This window comes from Corallococcus sp. 4LFB, from assembly GCF_046520365.1.
Lineage (GTDB): Bacteria > Myxococcota > Myxococcia > Myxococcales > Myxococcaceae > Corallococcus > Corallococcus caeni.
Genome location: NZ_JBKGHJ010000136.1, coordinates 1 through 17,441 on the forward strand (window position 1 = coordinate 1; position 17,441 = coordinate 17,441).

At 72.4% G+C, this 17,441-nt stretch carries 11 protein-coding genes and 2 pseudogenes; 8 read left to right on the forward strand and 5 right to left on the reverse strand.

Annotated features, from left to right (window positions below; all coding sequences use genetic code 11):
- The 5 genes and pseudogenes from ACLEQD_RS16835 to ACLEQD_RS16855 all read left to right on the forward strand — a co-directional run.
- A partial coding sequence (locus tag ACLEQD_RS16835) for a condensation domain-containing protein (RefSeq protein ID WP_410385203.1) occupies nt 1–469 on the forward strand: 469 nt, incomplete at its 5' end.
- On the forward strand, nt 418–2,394 hold the full coding sequence (locus ACLEQD_RS16840) for a non-ribosomal peptide synthetase (protein ID WP_410385205.1): 1,977 nt from the start codon (nt 418–420) through the stop codon (nt 2,392–2,394). The genes ACLEQD_RS16835 and ACLEQD_RS16840, both read left to right, overlap by 52 nt.
- Nucleotides 2,334–3,808 (forward strand): annotated as a pseudogene (locus ACLEQD_RS16845) (condensation domain-containing protein); the annotation flags it as partial. The gene ACLEQD_RS16840 and the pseudogene ACLEQD_RS16845, both read left to right, overlap by 61 nt.
- Before the next feature lie 60 nt (nt 3,809–3,868).
- Nucleotides 3,869–7,624, forward strand: a complete 3,756-nt coding sequence (locus ACLEQD_RS16850; protein WP_410385219.1) for an amino acid adenylation domain-containing protein — start codon at nt 3,869–3,871, stop codon at nt 7,622–7,624.
- Nucleotides 7,585–9,600: an alpha/beta fold hydrolase gene (locus tag ACLEQD_RS16855; RefSeq protein WP_410385207.1), complete on the forward strand. Its 2,016-nt coding sequence runs from the start codon at nt 7,585–7,587 to the stop codon at nt 9,598–9,600. Before ACLEQD_RS16850 ends, ACLEQD_RS16855 begins: the two co-directional genes overlap by 40 nt.
- 125 nt (nt 9,601–9,725) lie before the next feature.
- On the opposite strand, the gene ACLEQD_RS16860 is transcribed toward ACLEQD_RS16855, so the two are convergent.
- Nucleotides 9,726–9,917 (reverse strand): YbdD/YjiX family protein, encoded by a 192-nt coding sequence (locus ACLEQD_RS16860; RefSeq protein WP_171420473.1) that lies wholly within the window; start codon nt 9,915–9,917, stop codon nt 9,726–9,728.
- Between the two features lie 5 nt (nt 9,918–9,922).
- Nucleotides 9,923–11,959, reverse strand: coding sequence for a carbon starvation CstA family protein (locus ACLEQD_RS16865; RefSeq protein ID WP_410385209.1), 2,037 nt, complete (start codon nt 11,957–11,959; stop codon nt 9,923–9,925).
- 28 nt (nt 11,960–11,987) lie between these two features.
- Here ACLEQD_RS16865 and ACLEQD_RS16870 point away from each other — a divergent pair, with 28 nt between their 5' ends.
- Nucleotides 11,988–13,508, forward strand: a complete 1,521-nt coding sequence (locus ACLEQD_RS16870; RefSeq protein WP_410385210.1) for a S41 family peptidase — start codon at nt 11,988–11,990, stop codon at nt 13,506–13,508.
- Nucleotides 13,509–13,601: 93 nt separating this feature from the next.
- Nucleotides 13,602–14,078, forward strand: a complete 477-nt coding sequence (locus ACLEQD_RS16875; protein ID WP_410385212.1) for a DUF6321 domain-containing protein — start codon at nt 13,602–13,604, stop codon at nt 14,076–14,078.
- Nucleotides 14,079–14,089: 11 nt separating this feature from the next.
- Here ACLEQD_RS16875 and ACLEQD_RS16880 read toward each other — a convergent pair whose 3' ends face one another.
- Together ACLEQD_RS16880 and ACLEQD_RS16885 are read right to left on the reverse strand one after the other, a co-directional pair.
- Nucleotides 14,090–14,683, reverse strand: a complete 594-nt coding sequence (locus ACLEQD_RS16880; RefSeq protein WP_410385214.1) for a hypothetical protein — start codon at nt 14,681–14,683, stop codon at nt 14,090–14,092.
- Nucleotides 14,684–14,779: 96 nt separating this feature from the next.
- Complete coding sequence (locus tag ACLEQD_RS16885) at nt 14,780–15,631, reverse strand: hypothetical protein (RefSeq protein ID WP_410385215.1); 852 nt, start codon at nt 15,629–15,631, stop codon at nt 14,780–14,782.
- A 205-nt stretch (nt 15,632–15,836) separates the two neighbouring features.
- Here ACLEQD_RS16885 and ACLEQD_RS16890 point away from each other — a divergent pair, with 205 nt between their 5' ends.
- Nucleotides 15,837–16,358 carry a GNAT family N-acetyltransferase gene (locus ACLEQD_RS16890; protein WP_410385217.1) on the forward strand — a complete coding sequence of 174 codons (522 nt, stop codon included), beginning with the start codon at nt 15,837–15,839 and terminating at the stop codon, nt 16,356–16,358.
- Nucleotides 16,359–16,385: 27 nt separating this feature from the next.
- On the opposite strand, the pseudogene ACLEQD_RS16895 reads toward ACLEQD_RS16890, so the two are convergent.
- Nucleotides 16,386–17,441 (reverse strand): annotated as a pseudogene (locus ACLEQD_RS16895) (collagen-like protein); the annotation flags it as partial.

The following is a 17,441-nucleotide window of genomic DNA, read 5'->3' on the forward strand; positions in this document are numbered from 1 at the left end:
GCCCCGCCCGCCGCGCCAGACGTCCCGGGGCGCGGTGTACCGCCTGCCCATGCCCCCGGCCCTGGCCACGGGCCTGCGCGAGCTGAGCCGCAAGGCCGCCGTCACGCCGTACATGGCGCTGCTCGCGGCGTTCCAGGTGCTGCTGCTGCGCTACAGCGGGCAGGAGGACCTGGTGGTGGGCACGCCCGTGGCGGGGCGCGGCCGCCGCGAGGTGGAGCGGCTCGTCGGCTTCTTCGCCAACACGCTGGCGCTGCGGCTGGACGCGTCCGGTGACCCGACGTTCCTCGCGCTGCTGGGCCGCGTGCGCGACGTGTGCCTGGGCGCGTACGCGCACCAGGACCTGCCCTTCGAGCAGCTGGTGGACCTGCTGGTGCCCCAGCGCGACCCAGCCGCTCGCCGCTGTTCCAGGCGATGTTCGTGCACGTGCATTCGCCGTGGGCCGCGCTCAAGTGGCCCGGCCTCACCGTGACGGAGGTGGACTTCGAGCCCGGCGTCGCGCGCTTCGACGTCACCCTCTTCCTCTACGAGGACCCGGGCGGCCTGGAGGCCCGCTGGGAGTACAACGCGGACCTCTTCGACGAGGCGACGGTGGCCCGCATGGCCGCCCACTACGCCCGGCTGCTGGAGGGCGCCATCGCCCGGCCCGAGTCCCCCGTGTCCGCGCTGCCCCTGCTGACGGCGCGCGAGCGGGAGCGCGCGGTGGTGGACTGGAACGACACCTTCGCGCAGGTGCCGGTGCGCTCCGGGGTGCACGCCCTCTTCGAGGACAGCGTGCGCAGGAGCCCGGACGCGGTGGCGGTGCGCTTCGGGGACGCGCACCTGACGTACGCGCAGCTGGAGGCCCGCGCGAACCGCGTGGCCCATGCGCTGAGGGCGCGCGGCGTGGCGCCGGACACGGCGGTGGGGCTGTGCGTGGACCGCTCGCTGGAGCTGGCGGTGGGCGTGCTGGGCATCCTCAAGTCGGGGGCGGCCTACTGCCCGTTGGATCCGGCCTATCCGCCGGAGCGGCTGGCGCTGATGCTCCAGACGTCGCGCGCGAAGGTGCTCGTCACGCGGCGCTCGCTGGCGTCCGGCCTGCCGGAGGACGGCGTGGAGCGGCTGTTCCTGGAGGACGACCCCGGCACGCCCGACACGGCGCCCGCGCCCGTGGGAGGCCCGGACACGCTGGCCTACGTCATCTTCACGTCCGGCTCCACGGGCGTGCCCAAGGGCGTGGCCATGCCGCACCGCCCGCTGCTCAACCTCATCCAGTGGCAGGTGCGCCGCTCCGCCGCGCCCAGGGGGCGCACGCTCCAGTTCTCCGCGCTCAGCTTCGACGTGTGCTTCCAGGAGATGCTGCCCACCTTCGCCGCGGGCGGAGAGCTGGTGCTCATGCCGGAGGACACGCGGCGCGACGGCCGGGCCCTGCTCACGCTGATGCGCGCCCACGGCGTCGAGCGCATCTTCCTGCCCTTCGTGGCGCTCCAGCACCTGGCGGAGGTGGCGGACGCGGAGGGCCTGGTGCCCACGTCGCTCAAGGAGATCAACACCGCGGGCGAGCAACTGCGGATGACGCCCGCGCTGCGCAGGCTGCTCCACGCGCTGGACGGGTGCGTGCTGGACAACCACTACGGCCCCACGGAGACGCACGCGGCCTCCGCCCACGTGCTGAAGGGCAACCCGGACGCGTGGCCGGACCTGCCGCCCATTGGCCGCACCATCACCAACGCGCGCACGTACCTGCTGGACGCGCGCGGCGAGCCGGTGCCGGTGGGCGTCGCGGGCGAGCTGTTCATTGGCGGCGCGGGGCTGGCGAGAGGCTACCTGCACCGGCCGGACCTGACGGCGGAGCGCTTCGTGCCGGATCCGCTGAGCCCTCACCCGGGCGCGCGGAGGTACCGCACCGGGGACTTCGCGAGGTACCTGCCGGACGGCACGCTGGAGTTCCTGGGCCGGCGCGACGCGCAGGTGAAGCTGCGCGGCTACCGCATCGAGCTGCCGGAGGTGGAGGCGGCGGTGGCGAGGCTGCCGGGCGTGAAGGACGTGGCGGTGGTGGCCCGCGACGACGAGGCCCGGGGCAAGCACCTGGTGGCCTACGTGGTGACGCAGCCGGGGACGGCCGGGGACGCCGGGGCGCTCAAGGCGGCGCTGCGCGAACGGCTGCCGGAGTACATGGTGCCCGCGGCCTTCGTGCTGCTGGACGCGTTCCCCCTCACCCCCAGCGGCAAGCTGGACCGCCGCGCCCTGCCCGCGCCGGGCGAGGACGCGGAAGGGGCCCGGGCCTTCGTGGCCCCGCGCACGCCGCTGGAGACGGAGGTGGCGGCCGTCTTCGCCGCGCTGCTGGCCTGCCGCGCGTGGGCGCGACGGACAGCTTCTTCGAGCTGGGCGGCCACTCCCTGCTGGCGACGCAGGTGACGGCGCGGCTGCGCGACCGGCTCCAGGTGGACCTGCCCGTGCGCGCGCTGTTCGCCTTCCCCACCGTGGAGGAGCTGGCGGAGCACCTGTCCTCGCTGAAGCCGGAGGCCGGCCCGGACGCGGAGCCGCCGCTCGTGCCGCGCCCGCCGGGCGAGACGCCGCCCCTGTCCTTCGCGCAGGAGCGGCTGTGGTTCCTCACCCGGATGGATCCGGACGGGTTCTCCTACAACCTGCCCTGGTTCACGCGCTGGACGGGCCCCCTGGACGCGGGCGCGCTGGAGCGGAGCCTCCAGCGCCTGGTCCAGCGCCACGAAGCCCTGCGCACGACGTTCGTGGAGCACCAGGCCAGCCGGTGCAGCGCATCGCGCCGGCGCTGGAGGTGCCCTTGCGCCGCGAGCAGGTGTCCTCGCCGCGAGCGCTCACGCGCCGGGCGGAGGAGGAGGTGCGCCGCCCCTTCGACTCGCCGGGCCCCCTGCTGCGCGCGACGCTGGTCCGCGTGGGGGACGGGGACCATGCCCTGCTCGTCACGCTGCACCACATCATCTGCGACGGCTGGTCGCTGGGCGTGATGGAGCGCGAGCTGACGGCGCTCTACCGCGAGGAGACGGGCGGGGCCGAGGCGCGGCTGCCCGCGCTGTCCCTCCAGCCCGCGGACTACGCGCGCTGGCAGCGCCTGGCCTGGGTGGGCACGGTCGTGGACGCGCGGCTCGGGTGGTGGAAGGCCCGGCTCCAGGACGCGCCGCCCGCCCTGATGCTGCCCACGGACCTGGCGCGTCCGGCGGTGCAGACCTTCGAGGGCGCGCACCTGGCATGGAAGGCCTCGCCCGCGCTGTCACGGGCCGTGGAGGCGCTGGGCCAGCGTCACGGCGTGACGCCCTTCATGATGCTGCTGGCGGGCTTCCACGCCCTGCTCTCCCGCTACAGCGGCCAGGACGACGTCGTCATCGGAGCGCCGCTCGCGGGCCGTCAGCGCCAGGAGCTGGAGGGGCTCGTCGGCTTCTTCATCAACACGGTGCCCCTGCGCATCCGCGCGCCCCGGGACGCGACCTTCCGCGACCTCGTGGGGCTCGCGCGCGACGTCACGCTGGAGGCCTTCGCCCACCAGGACCTGCCCTTCGAGCAGCTGGTGGACGCGCTCCAGCCCGAGCGAGACACCCGCCGCGCGCCGCTGTTCCAGGTGATGTTCGTCCTCCAGAACGCCGGAGGCGCCCCGGCGAAGGCCCTGCCGGAGCTGGCCGTGGAGCCGCTGGACGTGGAGACGGGGATGTCGAAGTTCGACCTCACCCTCTTCGCGCAGGAGGCCCAGGACGGCCTGGGCTTCCTCTGGGAGTACAACACCGCCCTCTTCGAGGAGGCGACGGTGGCGCGCATGGCCGCGCACTACACGCGCCTGCTGGAGGCCGCCGTCTCCGGGCTGGAGCAGCCCCTCGCCCGCATCCCGCTGCTCTCCGAGGAGGAGCGCCACCGGCTGCTGGTGGCCTGGAACGACACCCGCGCCGCCTATCCGCGCGACGCGTCGTTGTCCGCCCTCTTCGAGGCGCAGGCCGCGCGCACGCCGCACGCCATCGCGGTGGCGTTCGAAGGCAGCCAGCTGACGTACGCGGAGCTGGACGCCCGCGCCAACCAGCTCGCGCACCACCTGCGCGGCCTGGGCGTGGGCCTGGGCACCCTGGTGGGCCTGTGCACGGGCCGCTCGTTGGAGCTGGTGGTGGCCACGCTGGCCATCCTCAAGGCCGGAGGCGCCTACGTCCCGCTGGATCCCTCCTACCCGGCCGAGCGCCTCCTCTTCATGGTCCAGGACACGCGGCTGCCGGTGCTGCTCGTGCAGCCGGGCCAGGAGGCGAAGCTTCCGGCGGTGGAGGCGCGGGTGGTGGTGCTGGAGCCGTCGTGGAGTGCGTTCGCGAAGGAGTCCACGCAGGCGCCGCGCCTCACCGTGCCCCCGGAGGCCCTGGCCTACGTCATGTACACGTCCGGCAGCACCGGCCGGCCCAAGGGCGTGTGCATCCCGCACCGGGGCGTGGTGCGGCTGGTGACGGGCACGTCCTACGCGCGGTTCGGGCCGGAAGAGGTCTTCCTCCAGCTCGCGCCCATCTCCTTCGACGCCGCGACCCTGGAGCTGTGGGGCGCCCTGCTCCACGGCGCGAAGCTGGTCGTCTTCCCGGCGCATCAGCCCTCGCTGGAGGAGCTGGGTGCCACGCTGGTGCGCGAGGGCATCAGCGCGCTGTTCCTCACCACCGCGCTGTTCGAGCAGATGGTGCAGGCACAGCCCCGCGCGCTCGCGGGAGTGCGGCAGGTGATGACGGGCGGGGATGTGATGTCCCCGGTGGCGGCGCGCAGGCTGCTGGACGAGGGGCAGGTCATCGTCAACGCCTACGGCCCCACGGAGAACACGACCATCTCCACCGCGCACCGGCTGACCGTGCCCGGTGACGCGAAGGCGCCCATTTCCATCGGCCATCCCATCGCCAACTCGCAGGCCTACGTGCTGGACGCGCTGGGAGCCCCGGCGCCCGTGGGCGTCGCGGGCGAGCTGTACGTGGGCGGAGACGGCCTGGCGTGGGGCTACCTGCACCGGCCGGACCTGACGGCGGAGCGCTTCGTCCCGCATCCGTTCAGCACCACGCCGGGAGCACGGCTGTATCGCACGGGAGACCGCGCGCGGTGGCGCGCCAACGGCGTGCTCGACTTCCTGGGCCGGAACGACTCGCAGGTGAAGCTGCGCGGCTTCCGCATCGAGCCGGGAGAGCTCGAGACCGCCCTCAAGGACTCCGACGGGGTCGCGGACGCGGTCGTCGTCGTGCGCGAGGACGTCCCCGGAGACAAGCGGCTGGTGGCCTACGTCGTGGGCGCGGAGGTGGAACCGGTCGCGCTGCGCGCCGGCCTCGTCGCGAGGCTGCCGGGACACATGGTGCCCTCCGCCATCGTGAAGCTGGACCGGCTGCCGCTCACGCCCTCAGGGAAGGTGGACCGCAAGGCCCTGCCCGCACCGGACGCGGGCGGGAGCAGGGACACCTACGTCGCGCCACGCGAGGGCTGGGAGGCCCTGGTCGCGGAGCTGTGGGCGCCCCTCTTGCGCGTGAGCCGCGTGGGCGCGCACGACAACTTCTTCGAGCTGGGGGGCCACTCGCTCCTGGCCACGCGCGTGGTGTCGCGCCTGCGGGACGTGCTCCAGCAGGACGTCCCGGTGCGCCTGCTCTTCGAAGCGCCCACGGTGGCCCGCTTCGCCGAGCGCCTGGAGGTCTTGAAGAAGGGAGGCCAGGGGACGCCGACGCCGCCCATCGTCGAGGTGTCGCGCGAGCAGCCCCTGCCGCTGTCCTTCGCGCAGCAGCGGCTGTGGTTCCTCGCGCGGTTGGATCCGGAAGGCTACGCGTACAACGTGCCCTTCTTCTTCCAGCTGGAAGGGCCACTGGACGCCCGTGCGCTGGAGGCCGCGTTGGACGCGCTCGTCCAGCGCCACGAAGCCCTGCGCACCACCTTCTCCGAAGCGCACGGCCAGCCCGTGCAGCACGTCCGCGAGCACCAGCCCCTGACGCTCTCGTTCGAGGAGGGCTCGGACGAAGCGCTCCGCCAGCGCGCGGAGGCGGAGGTGCGCAAGCCCTTCGACCTGGAGCACGGCCCTCTCGTGCGCGCCACGCTGGTTCGCACCGCGCCGGAACGGCACGCGCTGCTGCTGGTGATGCACCACATCGTCTGTGACTTCTGGTCCATCGACATCCTGGTGCGTGAGCTCAAGGCCCTCTACGCCTCAAGCCTGCGGCACGAAGCCCCTGCCCTGCCCCGGCTCCCCGTGCAGTACCCGGACTTCGCCACCTGGCAGCGGCAGGTGATGCAGGGAGCCGCGCTGGAGGAGCAGCGCACGTGGTGGAAGCAACACCTGGAGGGCGCGCCTCCCACGCTGGACCTGCCCACGGACAGGCCGCGCCCCCCCGTGCAGTCCTTCAAGGGCCTTCAGCTCGCACGTCCGCTGCCCGCCTCTCTCCCGGCCGCCATTCAATCGCTGGCGCGCGATGCGGGCGTCACGCCCTTCATGCTGCTGCTCGCGGGCTTCCACGCGCTGCTCGCCCGCCACAGCGGCCAGGAGGACCTCGTCATCGGCACGCCCATCGCCGGGCGCGGCCGTCGCGAGGTGGAGAACCTCATCGGCTTCTTCACCAACACCCTCGCCCTGCGCGTGGACGCCTCCGGCGCGGAGAACTTCCGCACCCTGCTGGGCCGTGTGCGTGAGGCCTGCCTCGGCGCCTACGCCCACCAGGACATGCCCTTCGAGCAGCTCGTCGACGCGCTCGTCCCCTCGCGGGACCTGAGCCGCTCGCCGCTGTTCCAGGTGATGTTCGTCTTCCAGAACGCGGGTGCGCCCTGGGAGCTGCCCGGCGTCTCCGTGCGCGCGCTCACCTTCGAGCCCGGCATGGCCAAGTTCGACCTCACCCTCTTCGTGCGTGAGTCGCCCGAAGGCTGGTCGAGTGCCTGGGAGTACAACACCGCCCTCTTCGACGAGGACACGGTCGCGCGCTTCGCGGACCACTACGCACAGCTCCTCGAAAGCGCGCTCGCGGCACCGGACGCCCCCCTGGCCACGCTGCCCCTGCTCACCGACGCGGAGCAACGACAGCTCGCGCAGTGGACGCTCCGCTCCGTGCCCTACCCCGCCGTGTCCAGTGTCCACGCCTTCTTCGAGGCCACGGCCACGCGCACGCCCGACGCGATCGCGGTGCGCTTCGGAGAGCAGACGCTCACCTACGGAGAGCTGGAGCGGCGCTCGAACCAGCTCGCGCACCACCTGCGCCGGCACGGCGTGCGCGCCGACGTCCGCGTGGGCATCCATCTGCACCGCTCGCTGGAGCTGGCCGTGGCGGTGCTGGGAACGCTCAAGGCCGGGGGCGCCTACGTGCCGCTGGATCCGGCCTATCCGCCGGAGCGGCTCGCCGCGATGCTCCAGGCTTCAGGCGCGGCGGTGCTGCTCACGTCGCGGGCGCTGCGCGGCGTCCTGGATGGCGGCGCCGCGCTGGCGCTGGAGCTGGACACGCAGGCGGACGTCCTCGCCCGCGAGTCCGACGCGCGTCCCACCCCGCTGGGCAACGCGCAGGCGCTCACCTACGTCATCTTCACCTCCGGCTCCACCGGCACGCCCAAGGGCATCGCGATGCACCACGAGGCGCTGGTGAACTGCTCCACTGGCAGGTGGGGGACTCGGTGGCGCCGCGGGCGCGCACGCTCCAGTTCTCCGCGCTGAGCTTCGACGTGTCCTTCCAGGAGCTGTTCGCGACCTGGGCCGCGGGCGGTGAGCTGGTGCTGCTCACCGACGAGGTTCGCCGCGACGCAAGCCAGCTCCTCGCGCTGCTGGAGGACGCAGGCATCGAGCGGTTCTTCATGCCCTTCGTCGCGCTCCAGAACCTGGCGGAGGTGGCCGAGCGCGAGGGCACCTTCCCCTCGCGCGTCCGGGAGATCATGGTCGCGGGCGAGCAGCTGCGCATGACGCCCGCGCTCCGCCGCTTCATGAAGCGCACGGGCGCCGTGCTGCACAACCACTACGGACCGTCCGAAGCCCACGCGGTGACGTCGCTGTCGCTGAAGGGAGACCCGGCGGCGTGGCCGGACCTGCCCTCCATTGGAAGCCCCTTGGGCAACGTGGCCGTCCACGTGCTGGACGCGCACCTGCGCCCGGTGCCGAGGGGCGTGACGGGCGAGCTGTACGTGGGCGGCGTCCAGGTCTGCCGCGGCTACCTGGACCAGCCCGGCCTCACCGCCGACCGCTTCATCCCCGACCCCTCCAGCCCCACGCCGGGAGGCCGGCTGTACCGCACGGGTGACTGGGCCCGGTACCTGCCGGACGGCTCGCTGGAGTTCCTTGGCCGGCGCGACGCGCAGGTGAAGGTGCGCGGCTTCCGCATCGAGCTGGGAGAAGTCGAAGCGGCGCTGTCGCAGCACCCGTCGGTGCGGGACTGCATCGTCGACGCGCGAGACGACGGGAGCGGCCAGAAGCGGCTGGTGGCCTGGGTGGTGGGCGCCGCCGGCAAGTCGCCCGACGTCAGCGCGCTGCGCGGCTTCCTCCAGCAGCGGCTGCCGGAATACATGGTGCCCGCGCGCTGGGTCGCGATGGAGAAGTTCCCCCTGACGCCGTCGGGCAAGGTGAACCGCAAGGCGCTGCCCGCGCCGGAAGGAGGCCGCGATTCCGCTCGGGCCCTGGTCGGTCCCCGGACGCCGCTGGAGCTGCGGCTCGTGCGCATCTGGGAGGAGGTGCTGGGCGTGCATCCCATTGGCGTGCGCGACAACTTCTTCGAGCTGGGCGGGCACTCGCTGCTGACGCTGCGGTTGCAGTCCGCCATTCGCGCCAGGCTGGGCCGTCCGCTGCCCGTGGCGGCGCTCTTCCAGAACCCCACCGTGGAGCACCTGGCGGGCCTGCTCCGGGACGGCGGTGCACGCTGGTCGCCCCTCGTCACGATCCAGGAGGGTGAGCAGGGCGTCCGTCCCTTCTTCTGCGTCCACGCGGTGGGAGGCAACGTCGCGCCCTACGCGGAGCTGGCCCGTGCCCTGGGACCGGAGCAGCCCTTCCACGGACTCCAGGCCCGTGGCCTGGACGGCGCGGAGCCGCCCTGTGAATCCATCCCGGAGATGGCGGCCCTCTACGTGCGCGCGGTTCGCGAGGTCCAACCCCATGGCCCCTACCTGCTGGGCGGCTGGTCCATGGGCGGAAGCATCGCGTGGGAGATGGCCCACCAGCTGCGGAGCGAAGGCGAACAGGTCGCGCTGCTCGCGCTGCTGGACACCTCCGCGAGCCTGCACTCGGGCAACCCGGACGACGCGGACGCGAAGGCGCGGCTGAGCGCGCTGTTCCTGGAGGACCTGCTGCGCGCCTCCGGCCAGCCGCTGCCCGCGAACGACGGGCTCTCACCCGAGCAGTGGATGGAGGCCCTGGAAGCCGCCAGCCAGCCCCTGTTCGCGGCGGAGCAGCCGCTGCGCGAGATGCGCCACGCGTTCGAGGTCCACCTGCACGCGGCCTGGGTCTACGAACCGCCCGCGGCCAGCGGGCCCTTCACCCTGTTCGAAGCGGAGGACTCGCGCTGGGACCACGGCTGGGCCCCCTACGCGCCCGGCGGGCTGGACGCGCACACGGTGCCCGGGGACCACTACTCGTTCCTGAAGCCCCCGCACCTCCAGGTGCTGGCCGCGAAGCTGCGCGATGCGCTCGCGAAGGCCCTTGCGGAGTGACGGGGCCGGCCTTCCACCGGCCCCACCGCCCCACGCGGACTACAGCGCTTCCAGCCGCGAGAGCTTCGAGTACCGCGGCGTGTTCACGTCCCCCGCCCACGTCGGCAGGTAGCCCACCACCCGCCTCAGCAGCACCGGCCGCCTCCGGCGCGGTAGCGGGCTTCGAGGCGGTCGTTGAAGAACTCCGCGTAGGTCATCACCGCGCGGTCCGGGTGGTGACGGCGCATGTGGGCGACATAGGTGTCGTAGTCCGGCACGCCAATCATCGAGCGTGCGGTGCGCACGGCCTGACGCCAGCCGTGCTGGAGCGCGTGCATGAGCCTCACGGCTTCACCGGGAGGGCCGCGGCCACGTAGGGCGTCTCCAGCGAGGTGGCCACCGGCGAGCGCCAGGCCCGGAGCGCGGCGCGCACGCCGAAGAGCACCGTCGCCACCACGACGACCATGAAGAACACGGTGAGGGCGGCATCCAGGTAGTCGTTGCGGATGATGGCCTCCATCTCCTCCACGGACTTCGCGGGGGCGATGACGCGCCCTTCGGCGATCGCCTGGGAGAAGGCCCGCGCGTGGGCCACGAAGCTCACGCGCACGTCGCCGCCGAACACCTTCTGGAAGCCGGCGGTGAGGGTGCACAGCACCAGCCACGCGGCGGGGATGCCGGGCACCCAGACGTAGCGCTCGCGCTTCATCTTCACCAGCGCCACGCAGCCCAGCGTCAGCGCCACCGCGGCGAGCATCTGGTTGGCGATGCCGAACAGCGGCCACAGCGTGTTGATGCCGCCCAGCGGATCCACCACGCCCTGGTAGAGGAAGTAGCCCCAGGCGGCCACGCACAGCGCGGTGGCCAGCAGGTTGGCGCCCCAGGACTCCGTGCGCCTGAGCGGCGCGTACACCAGGCCCGCCAGTTCCTGGATCATGAAGCGCCCCACGCGCGTGCCGGCGTCCACGGTGGTGAGGATGAAGAGGGCCTCGAAGAGGATGGCGTAGTGGTACCAGAACGCCATCATCCCCTTCCCGGACACCAGGCCGTGGAGGATCTGCGCCATGCCCACCGCCAGGGTCGGCGCACCGCCCGCGCGCGACAGGATGGTGGTCTCACCGATGTCGCGCGCCGTCTGCTCCAGCACCTCCGGGGTGATGACGAAGCCCCACTGGCTGAGCGTCGTCGCCGCCTGCGCCGCGCTGGTGCCGATGAGCGCCGCGGGCGAGTTCATCGCGAAGTAGACGCCGGGCTCCAGCACCGACGCGGCGATGAGCGCCATGATGGCCACGAAGGCCTCCATCAGCATGGCGCCGTAGCCCACGAGCCGCGCGTCGCCTTCCGTGGCCAGCATCTTCGGCGTGGTGCCGGACGCGATGAGCGAGTGCCACCCGGACACCGCGCCGCACGCGATGGTGATGAAGAGGAACGGGAACAGGCTGCCGGAGAACACCGGCCCGGAGCCGTCCACGAACCTCGTCACCGCCGGCATCTTCATGTGCGGCGCCGCCAGCACGATGCCCACCGCCAGCAGCAGCACGGTGCCGATCTTCAGGAATGTGGACAGGTAGTCGCGCGGCGCGAGCAGGAGCCACACCGGCAGCACCGCCGCGCAGAACCCGTAGCCGATGAGCAGCCACGCCAGCGTGCGGCTGTCGAAGGTGAACCAGGGGCCCCAGGTGGCGGACTCGGACACCTGGCCGCCCAGCCAGATGCTGAGCATCAGCAGCACGAAGCCGACGACGGACACCTCCAGCACCTTGCCGGGGCGCGCGTAGCGCAGGTACAGGCCCATCATCACCGCGATGGGGATGGTCATCGCCACGGTGAAGGTGCCCCACGGGCTGTGCGTCAGCGCCTTCACCACCACCAGCGCCAGCACCGCGAGGATGATCATCATGATCATCAGCACGCCCACCATCGCCGTCACGCCGGCCGCGGGCCCCAGCTCCATGCGCACCATGTCGCCCAGCGACTTGCCGTCGCGGCGCACGGACAGGAACAGCGTCACGAAGTCCTGCACCGCGCCGGCCACGACCACGCCCGCGAGGATCCACAGCGTGCCGGGCAGGTAGCCCATCTGCGCCGCCAGCACCGGCCCCACCAGCGGGCCCGCGCCCGCGATGGCCGCGAAGTGGTGGCCGAACACGACCCACCGGTCCGTGGGCACGTAGTCCAGGCCGTCGTTGCGGCGCTCGGCGGGGGTGGCGCGCGAGGGGTCCAGCTGGAGCGCTTTTTCGGCAATGAACCGGCCGTAGAAACGATATCCCAGCATGAACACCGCGACCGAGGCGACCACGAGCCAGATGGCGCTGATGGACTCGCCCCGGTGCAGCGCCACCACGCCCAGGCTGAAGGCCCCCGCCAGGGCCAAGGCCACCCACCCCAACTTCCGAGCGACTCCACCCATGATGTCTCCCGTCGGCGGGCAGGCCACCCCCACCCCGCGCGAGGTTTATAGCGCACGCTCCGCGTCCCCCCGCCCTGCTCGCGCCGACGTGTCCGGTGGTGGAGCAAGTCGCGGCAAGGTCATCTCCCTCGTCCTCGTGGGCCTGCTCGCCGCGTGTGCCGCGCCGCGCGCCACGTCGAAGGACCTCGCGTCGGGCGGATACGGCGTGTGGCGCTCGCGCGGCTACGGCTGGCTGCTCACGGTGACGCCGGAGGGGATGCGGCTGCACCACGAGACGGCGGCGGGGTGCTATCCGGATCCGTCGTCGACGGCGGAGCTGAAGGAGCTGTTCGGCACCCAGGAGCCGGGGCCCTCCGCGGACGTCCGGGACTTCCTCTCCGCGCCGGGGGAGACGCGCTACCGCTTCGACCGGCTGGCCACCCTGCCCGCGGACTGCGACGTGCACCGCGCGTGGAGCGCGCTGGAGCTGTTCGACGTGTTCCGCGCGACCTTCGCGGAGCACTACGCCTCCTTCCCCCAGCGCGACCCGGACTGGCTGGCCCGGATGGATGCACAGCGCTCGCGGGTGACGCCGGACATGGACGGCCGCGCGCTGTTCACCCTCTTCGCGGACGCGCTGCGGTCGCTGAACGACGCGCACGTGGAGCTGCTCGCGGACGACGCCGCCTCCGGCACGTTGACGTACGAGGCCCGTCCCACGGGCACGTTCGCGATGCTGGAGCAGGCCGCCCTGGCGACGGGACGGCCCAAGCGGGAGGTGCAGCGCGAGTGGATGCGCGCGTACCGCGACGGCATCCTCCAGACGGTGCTGCGCGGCGAAGGGCACGTCGGAGCGAACCAGCGCGTCCTCTGGGGCTTCGCCGCGCCTCGCGTCGCCTACCTCAACGTGCTGACGATGGGCGGCTTCGTCACCGGGACGGAGGAGGCGGCCCCCACGCTGGCGCAGGAGCTGGCGGCGCTGGAGCCGGTGCTGGACGAGGCGCTGACGGCCTTCAGCACCGCGGACGTGCTCATCCTGGACGTGAGCAACAACCGGGGCGGCCATGACGCCGTCGCTCGCGCCCTCGCGGAGCGCTTCACGGCTCAACCCCGGCGCGCGTACACCAAGTGGGCGACGGGCGCGAAGGACGTCCCGCCCCAGACGTTCACCCTCCAGCCCACGTCGCGACCTTCCTTCCACGGCCCGGTCTACGTGGTGACGAGCGACGTCACGGTCAGCGCGGGCGAGGTCCTCACGCTGGCCCTGCGCGCGCTGCCGAACGTCGTCCAGGTGGGCACGGCCACGCGGGGCGCGTTCTCCGACATGCTCGTCAAGCCGCTGCCCAACGGGTGGACGGTCCACCTGTCGAACGAGCACTACACGGACATGAAGGGCCAGGACTTCGAAGCGCGGGGACTGCCTCCCCAGCGCCCGCTGGACGTCTTCGGAGACGACCAGGCCCCGTGGCACGCCCACGCGCGCGCCATCCGTGCGCTGGCGGATTCACTGCGGCCTCCGGAGGCGAAGCCCACGCCGTAGGAAGCAGGCGGCCTGTCACCCCGTGCCAACGCGACCGGGACGACCTACCTCTCCTTCGGAAGCCTCCACCCCAGTCCGAGAGGAGCACGCGCGATGCCGACCCGTTCCCCGACCCGTCAGCGCCTGAAGGATCCGAAGGGGGGCCTCACGGCGGCGGGCCGCGAGTGGTTCCACGAGAAGGAGGGCGCGAACCTCAAGCCCGGCGTGAAGGGCAAGGCGGACACGCCGGAGAAGCTGCGCCGCAAGGGCAGCTTCCTGCGCCGCCACTTCACCCACCCGCGCGGGCCCATGGTGAACGACCAGGGGGAGCCCACGCGCCTCGCCCTGTCCGCCCGCGCCTGGGGCGAACCCGTGCCCAAGGACACCGCCGGAGCGAAGCGGCTGGCCGCCAAGGGAACGAAGCTGCTGGAGCGCTACCACGCGACGCAAGAGCGCGCGAAGCCCGCCGCCAAGCGCTCCGGTGCGAAGAAGACGCGGACCGCCGTGGCGGCCCGCCGTGCGACGGCGAAGAAGCGTGCGCCCGCCACCGCGAAGAAGACCGCGACGCGCAAGCGCACGAAGAAGGCCTGAGCGGCGCGGCTTCAGCGGACGGCGGGCACGGGCAGCGACTCCGCCACCACCTGCTGATTCACGAGCTGCACCTTGCCGCCCTTGCGCACGGTGAAGTCACACGCGAGCAGCTGGTTGCCCACGAGCACCAGCGCGGACGCCTGGAAGCCCTCCGCGCCTTCGGAGACCTTCACGGGGTGCAGCTTCGCGACGGCCTCCGCCTTGCGCGCGCCGAGCGCCGCGTCCGTGTTCGTGGCGGGCAGCCACTGCACGTCCTCCGCGCGCTCCACCAGCCGGCGCTTGCCGCCCTCGGTGTTCTCCACGAAGAAGCGCAGGTAGGCCGGGACCTCCGCGGCCTCCAGGCTCAGCGCCTCGTCCTGGTTGACCTTGTAGATGGCCTCGGCGGTGGCCGGCGTGAGGTTGACCGCGACCTTGCCGTCGTCCGCGTACTTGAAGCGCAGCGCCCGGTGCGGCAACCGCACGTCCACCGTCACCAACTGGAAGCGCTGGTAGAAGCCCAGCGGCTGGCGCGTGAAGGCCGTCGCCGCCAGGTTCTGCTGGATGGTCCCGGCGTGCACCGGGTCCACCCGCTCGATGCGCTGCAACGTCTCGGCGTCCGCATTCACCTTCGGTTCCTCCTGGGGCCCGGCCTTCACGGGCCGGGCCGTGTCACAGTGCGTGGTGGCCATCAACCACAAGGCTGCGACGAGGACACGATGCATTTAGCGTGACGGGTGCGCCGCGTCCCAGCCCTGGCCGTAGTAGTCGGGGTAGTTCTGACCGTTGGTGCTGGTCACCACCGCGCCCGTCCTGAAGCCGTTGAGGACCGCATCGTATCCCGCCTTGTCGCCGATTTCACGCAGTTGCGCTTCGGTGAGCGACGGGTCCTTCGCCTTCGCCGCGTCGATGGCCGTCTGGGAGGCGGCGTTGTACTCGGCCTCCAGCGGGAAGGTGGCGGTGACGTTGTCGCCGGCGGCGACCAGCTCGTTCTTCGCCCGGATGCTGTCCACCGTGCCGCGCGTCTCCTCGTTGAGGAGCGTGTTCACGTAGTCGTCGCGCGTCTGGTTCTGCACGTCCGCGCGGGGACCGTCGATGGTCGCCTTCGCGTGGTTGATCTCATGCACCAGCGTCAGGGCCGCTTCCTGCGGGTCCTGGCTGCGGTCGATGACGATCTTGTTGCCGTCCCAGTAGGAGCCACCACCGTCGGCGAACTCCACCGGGATGTCGTGGTCCTCCATGTACTGCACGGCGGCCGCGCCCGTGGGCGAGTTGCGCAGGACGTCCTTGGTCTCCTGCAGCTTGGCCGCGTCCTTGGAGGCCTGGATGGCGTCGCTGATGGCGCCGCCCACCTGGCCGCCGATGATGCCGCCCACCGGGCCGCCCAGCACGCCCCCGATGATGCCGCCAACGACGCCGCCGGTGCTCTTGGCCTTGTCGAAGGAGTCCTTGAAGAAATCACCGACCGGGTTCGCGTTCGTCTGCGGACGGGGGCTCACCACCGGCCGTGCGTTCTGCGAAGCATCCGTGCTCACCGCCGGGCGTGCGCCGCCGCGGCCAATTCCGTCAACCCCCATGGCTTCTCTCCCCAGAAATCAAGTGCTGCTTTGACTGGGATTATCGCGGAAAGCCGCCGGGAGTTGCGAGGCCCCCCTGCAACGCACCGCATCAGGACCGGGCAGGTGGGTGGGCGGGCGGCCGGGGAGGGGTGACGGATATGGTCCAGGGCCCGTGAGGGGCGTCCTGGCCCGTGGCCCCTCACGCAACGCGGAAGGACCCACCGTGACGACGCCCCCGCCCTTCGCGCCACGCCTGCGCCCCGTCACGCCCCAGGACGACGCGTTCCTCTTCACGCTCTACGCGAGCACGCGCGAGCAGGAGCTGGCCGCCTGGGGCCTGCCGCCCGCGCAAGCGGAGCTGTTCCTGCGCGTGCAGTACCAGGCCCAGGCCCGCCACTACGCGGCGAAGTACCCCTCGGAGGGCCATGCCCTCATCGAAGTGGACGGGGTCCCGGTGGGCCGCCAGTGGCGGGTGCCCACGCCCGCGGAGGTGCTGCTGGTGGACATGGCCCTGCTGCCCTCGCACCGGGGACGCGGCCTGGGCACGCTGCTCTTGAACGGGATCCAGGCGGAGGCGGCGCGAGCGCGCGTGCCCGTGCGGCTGCACGTCACGCGCGACAACCCGGCGCTGCGGCTCTACACCCGGCACGGCTTCACGCCCGTGCCAGGAGGTGACGCGACGTCGCCGTACCTGGAGCTTGAATGGCGGGCTCCGGAGGGCGGCTCCGGAACCGGCGTCAGGTGAGCACGCCGGTCCCGTGAAGGCCCGTGCTCACAGGCCCAGCAGCGACTCCGGCTCCGGGGCGACCGTCTGGAGGAAGTAGCCGCCGGTGCCCGCTGACGGGTTCACGACGGTCGTCGTGGTCGGGACGGTACCGCCCGCGTTGCCGCCATTGCCACCGCTGCCACCGCCACCACCACCAGGAGCCGCGCTAGTACCACCCGGGTCGTTAGCTCCCGCCGCGCCTCCCGCCGTTATCACGAAGCCCGTCACGCTGGGGGACGTGGAGGAGATGAAGTGGACGATACCGCCACCACCACCTCCGCCGCCGCCTTCACCCGAGCCACCGTTGCCGTTGTAGCCGTTCGAGCCGTTGCCGCCCTGAACACGGATGGTGCCGCCCAGCGTGATGCTTCCCTTCGCCGCGACGAGCACGATGCCGCCGCCGCCGCCGCCTGTGCCCACGACGGCGACACTCGCAACCGCCGTGCTCACGCCGTCCTGTCCGTTCGCGTTGATGTTGGCCCCTGTGACGATGCGGATGTTGCCGCGCGCAGCCAGCAGCAGCGCGCCGCCGCCCGCGCCACCTCCGGCCCCCGCGTAGATCCGCGCACCAGCTCCGCCCGACGCCGATTGCACCCGGCGCACCTGGGCGCCCTGGAACGACGTCAGCCCCGCGCCTCCATTGTAGTTAGTCGCCGCGGTCCGGGCGACGCCCGTGGGGGCCTCGCCGTTACCCACGTCTTCCGCCCCTGGCTGCACGGTGATCGTGCCGTTCACCGTGATGTCTCCGGAGGAGCGCAGCACCGTGCCGCTGGGAACGATGAGCGTCCCGCTGATGGTGATGCTGCTGAACTGGAGGTTGAAGCCCGCTGGCAACAGGGACACACCGGCGGGCTGGGTGAGGTCCACGGTCTGGCCGGAGGCTACGCTGAACGCGCCCGCCGAACCGTCGCCGTAGAGCCCCTGCGTGCCCGACGGTCCTTGCGGTCCCTGCGGTCCCGCGGCGCCCTGTGGACCGGTCGGTCCCATGGGCCCCGTCGCGCCCGCGGGGCCTATCGCTCCCGTGGGGCCTGTCGGACCGGCCGCGCCCGTGTCGCCCTTCGG